Below are 4,771 nucleotides of genomic sequence, written 5' to 3'. Positions count from 1 at the left end.
CCCTCCACCGCCGACCGAAGGTCGGTGGTGGAGGGGAAGCGATAGGGCAGGATGATTCATCGGGGCACGATCCCGCTGCCCCTCCACCATTCGCTGCGCGAACGGTCCCCCTCCCCCAGCAAGCTGGGGGAGGATTTGATTAAGGCTGGCCCCATCAAGCTGGGGGAGGATTTGGGAAGGTTCAGCCCAGCCGCGCGAGCGCCGCTGCCAGCCGCTCGGCCTCGGCGGATTTCTCCGCATGGTCGGCGCGCGCCTTTTCCACCGCTTCGGGCTTGGCCTTTTCGACGAACGCCGGGTTGGAGAGCCGCCCTTCGAGCGATTTCGCCTCCTTGGACACGGCCTCGAGCGCCTTGCTCAGCCGGGCTTTTTCGGCGGCGATGTCGATAATACCTTCGAGCGGCAGCACGAACGTCGCCTCGTTGACCACGATCTGCAGATTGGCGCCTTCGGGCGCGGCCTCGTCCAGCGGCGCGAAGTCGATCCGCGCCAGCCGCTGCGCACCGGTCCAGAAGCCGTTGACCCAGGCTTTGGTCTGGTCATTGGCATCCTGCACGAACGCCTTCAATCGCGTACCCGGCGCGATACCGAGCTCGTTCTTGGCCGAACGGATGCTGCCGACCAGATCGATACGCCATTCGGTCTCCGCCTTGGCACCGGCGTCCACCTCGGCCTGCGGCTCCGGCCATTGCGCGACGATCAGGTCATTCGACCGCTCGCCCAGCGCGTGCCACAGCTCTTCGGTGATGAAGGGCATGAACGGGTGCAGCATCACCAGAATCTGATCGAGCACCCAGCCCGCGACCGCGCGCGTTTCGGCGGCTTCGCCCGCGTCGCCCTCGGCGGAGAGCACCGGCTTGATCAGCTCCAGATACCAGTCGCAGAACTGGTCCCAGACGAAATGATAGATCGCGTTCGCTGCGGCATCGAAGCGCAGGTCTGCCAGCGCCTTGTCGAGCGCGGCGACCGTTTCCACCACCTCGCCGATGATCCAGCGGTTGACCGCCAGCGTGGCCTCAGGCGCGGCAACCGATGCACTCGCGCCGATGCCGTTGGCCTGGCAGAAGCGCGAGGCGTTCCACAGCTTGGTCGCGAAATTGCGATAGCCCTCGACGCGCCGCTCATCCATCTTGATGTCGCGGCCCTGGCTTTCCATCGCCGCCATGAAGAAGCGCAGCGCATCCGCGCCATAGCTGTCGATCAGGCCGAGCGGATCGACCGTATTGCCCTTGGACTTGGACATTTTCGCGCCATCGGCGGCGCGGACCAGCCCGTGCAGATACAGCCGCTTCCAGGGGGCTTGCCCCATGAAATGCGTCCCCATCATCGCCATGCGCGCATCCCAGAAGAACAGGATGTCGAACCCGGAGATCAGCAGGTCATTGGGATAATGCTTGGCAAGCAGCGAGGTGCCAGGCGCACCCTCCCCGTTTGTCCCGAGCGCAGTCGAGGGACCTTGCACCACCCTCTCTTGCCGTCCCTCGACTTCGCTCGGGACAAACGGAGCTGGGGCGGCATCGGGCCAACCCAGCGTCGCAAAGGGCCAGAGTGCGGAGGAGAACCAGGTGTCGAGCACGTCGGGATCGCGGCGCAGGCGCACAGTCACCTGGTCATGATCTTGATTCAGACCAGCCTCACCATCAGCAATGACTGAAAGGGCTTTACCTTCAAGCCTGCCATTGGCGGTGTAAAAAGCTCTTGCTTGTTCGATTGCTTCATCTTCGGTTTCCGCAACAAACATCGGTAACGGCGCTTTGGGATCGTGACCGCGTTCGTTCACCGCTTTGGAGAAATCCAACCATTCGACTGGCGGACCTTCCCAGGCCGGAATCCGGTGCCCCCACCACAATTGCCGCGAGACGCACCAGGGCTGGATATTATCCATCCAGTGGAAATAGGTCTTTTCCCAGCTCTTGGGCACGATCTCGATCACGCCGGTCTTCACCGCCTCGATCGCGGGCTGCGCGAGCGTCTTGGCATCGACATACCATTGATCGGTAAGCCAGGGTTCGATGACCACGCCGCCGCGGTCGCCATAGGGCGTCTGGATCGTGCGCGGTTCGGCGTCGTGCTCGGTGACTTCGCCGTCCTTGGCGGTGACGACATGCGGGACGAGACGGCCGAGCGCCTTCATCCGCTCGACGACCAGCTTGCGCGCATCGAACCGGTCCACGCCGATGAACTCCGCCGGGATCAGCCCGTCGGCGGTCTGCACCACCCGCGCCTCGGCATCGAACATGTTGAGCATCTCGCTCGCCGCGATGCCTGCGCGCCGCCCGACCTCGAAATCGTTGAAATCATGCCCCGGCGTGATCTTCACCGCACCCGAACCGAGCTCGGGATCGGCATGGTCGTCGGCGACGATCGGAATGCGGCGTCCGGTGATCGGCAGCTCGACATACTTGCCGATGACGCTGGCATAGCGCGGGTCCGCGCCGTTTACCGCGACCGCCATATCGGCGAGCATCGTCTCGGGCCGGGTGGTCGCGACGACAATATGGTCGCGTCCGTCATCGAGCGTGACGCCATCGGCCAGCGGATAGCGGAAGTGCCAGAAATGGCCCTGCACCTCGCGCGTCTCGACCTCGAGATCGCTGATCGCGGTCTTGAGCTTGGGGTCCCAGTTGACCAGGCGCTTGTCGCGATAGATCAGCCCCTGGTTGTACAGGTCGACGAACACCTTGAGCACCGCCTTGCTGAAATGCGGATCCATGGTGAATTGTTCGCGCGACCAGTCCATCGAACAGCCCAGGCGGCGCAGCTGGCGGGTGATCGCGCCACCGCTCTCCTCCTTCCACTCCCAGACCTTCTGGACGAAATCCTCGCGGCTGTAGTTGGTGCGCTTGTCCTGCTTCGCCTCGAGCTGGCGTTCGACCACCATCTGCGTCGCGATGCCCGCATGGTCGGTGCCGACCACCCACAAGGCATCCTTGCCGCGCAGCCGCTCATAGCGGATCATGATGTCCTGCAGCGTGTTGTCGAGCGCATGGCCGATATGCAGCGATCCGGTGACGTTCGGCGGCGGGTTGACGATGGTATAAGGCTCGGCACCGGGCCGCTCGGGCCGGAACGCGTTCGTCCCTTCCCAATGCGGATACCATTTCGCCTCGATCGCGGCGGGGTCGAAGGTCTTGGGCAGTTCGGTCTTGTCGGTCATGGGCAGGGCATTAGCGGCAAAATGCCGAATAATCCAAGCCCCGAGTTAGCCTTCAAAGCGAGCGATTCTGACCTCTGCTCGGTTGAGGGCGTCGAGCAAATCCGGCGGCAGGGTCCGCAGTGCGACCAGCGCGCCTGCCGACTTGCTAGCGATCAGGTCCGGCTCGCCACCGGAATTGTCGAAAATGAACAGCTCATCCAGCTTGCCGAAAAACTCGCCGAGCATCTCGAACGACCGCGTCCGGCGCGCAGCGATCTTGTCGCGCGGCACATCATGCCCGCCGGTGCGGACCCGGATGGCGACGCGCTCATATTGCGCTTCGACGCTATTCAGCACCACATAGAGCATGCGAACGATGAAACCCTTGTCGTGCGCCAGATCGACGAGGCGGAGATATTTGGGCGAGGACAGGACGGTCTCGACGCCGATGGTCTGATAGGTGTTGATCGAGGCTTCGAGCCAGGCTTCGATCCGCTGGACGGCGGCGAGATTGGCCACCTCCGTCTGCGAACCTTCATGTTCGATGATCTTGGCGGTCAGGAGATCCGGGTTGATGATCCAGACCGACCCGCCCCAGCCTTCGATGTCGGTACGGTTGTAGAGCGAACTCTTGCCGCTGCCATTGGGCCCGGCGACGATCCACAGGACGGGGCGTTCAGGCTTCCGGGGAGTCTTCACGCGACGCCGCCTGCGCCTTCTGGTCGGCCTTGATGCGGCGGACATTGGACCGGAAGGCGGCGAGCAGATCGTAGGGCAGGCTCGGGCTTTCCGCCTGAACCACCTTCATGCGCACCTTGCTGCCATCAGGCGCGGTGACGACCTTGGTCGGCAGGTCGCTGGGACGGACGCGAGGGGGATGGCTGGCCATGAAGACGCTCCTTGTCGTTACAAGCTAGGGCGCATGCGGGCCAAAGCCAAGCCCCGCCGCGCTTATTTCGCCTCGCGCCGCTTCAGGTGCTTCGCCAGCCAGTCGAACACGTTGCGGTGCCATTGCACGCCGTTCTGCGATTTCAGCACCCAGTGGTTCTCGTCGGGGAAGATCAGCAGCTTCGATTCGATGCCCTGGCGCTGCAGCGCGGTGAACGCCGCGAGCGATTGCGAATAGGGGATGCGGAAGTCCTTTTCACCATGAATGACCAGCGTCGGCGTCTTCCACTTGGTCACATGATTGACCGGGTTCCACTTTTCCGCGTCCTGGCGCTGCCACCAGGGGCCGCCATGGTCCCATTCGTCGAACCAAAGTTCCTCGGTCTCGAACGCCATGGCGCGCAGGTCGAACACGCCTGCGTGCGTCACCAGGCACTTGAAGCCGTCGGGCCACTGGCCGGCGATCCAGTTCATCATGTATCCGCCATAGCTGCCACCGAGCGCGCAGGCATTGGCCGTGTCGAGCGAGGCGTCGATGCCGGGCAGCGCGGCCATGCCGAGCTTCAGATCCTCGAGCGGCTTGCCGCCCCAATCCTTGTTGATGCTGTCGGTGAACGCCTGGCCGTATCCGGTCGAGCCGTGGAAATCGATCGTCACCGCGGCATAGCCCTGCGAGGCCATCACCGCCGGATTCCACCGATACGACCAGCTGTTCGAGAAACTGCCCTGCGGACCGCCATGTACCAGCAG

At 63.7% G+C, this 4,771-nt stretch carries 4 protein-coding genes; all 4 read right to left on the bottom strand.

Features of this window, described 5'->3' with window-relative positions:
* Window positions 1-181 precede the first annotated feature (181 nt).
* Window positions 182-3,154, bottom strand: coding sequence for a valine--tRNA ligase (locus AX735_RS03750; RefSeq protein ID WP_066275827.1), 2,973 nt, complete (start codon window positions 3,152-3,154; stop codon window positions 182-184).
* A 45-nt stretch (window positions 3,155-3,199) separates the two neighbouring features.
* Window positions 3,200-3,832, bottom strand: coding sequence for a zeta toxin family protein (locus tag AX735_RS03745; protein ID WP_066275820.1), 633 nt, complete (start codon window positions 3,830-3,832; stop codon window positions 3,200-3,202).
* Complete coding sequence (locus tag AX735_RS03740) at window positions 3,810-4,022, bottom strand: hypothetical protein (protein WP_066275817.1); 213 nt, start codon at window positions 4,020-4,022, stop codon at window positions 3,810-3,812. The genes AX735_RS03745 and AX735_RS03740 overlap by 23 nt, the downstream gene beginning before the upstream one ends.
* Window positions 4,023-4,084: 62 nt before the next feature.
* The coding region (locus tag AX735_RS03735; protein WP_156447405.1) for a prolyl oligopeptidase family serine peptidase at window positions 4,085-4,771 on the bottom strand (687 nt) is incomplete at its 5' end.

The organism is Blastomonas sp. CCH1-A6 (genome assembly GCF_001556365.1).
Taxonomy (GTDB): domain Bacteria; phylum Pseudomonadota; class Alphaproteobacteria; order Sphingomonadales; family Sphingomonadaceae; genus Blastomonas; species Blastomonas ursincola.
This window is presented reverse-complemented; position numbering and strand designations above follow the sequence as displayed.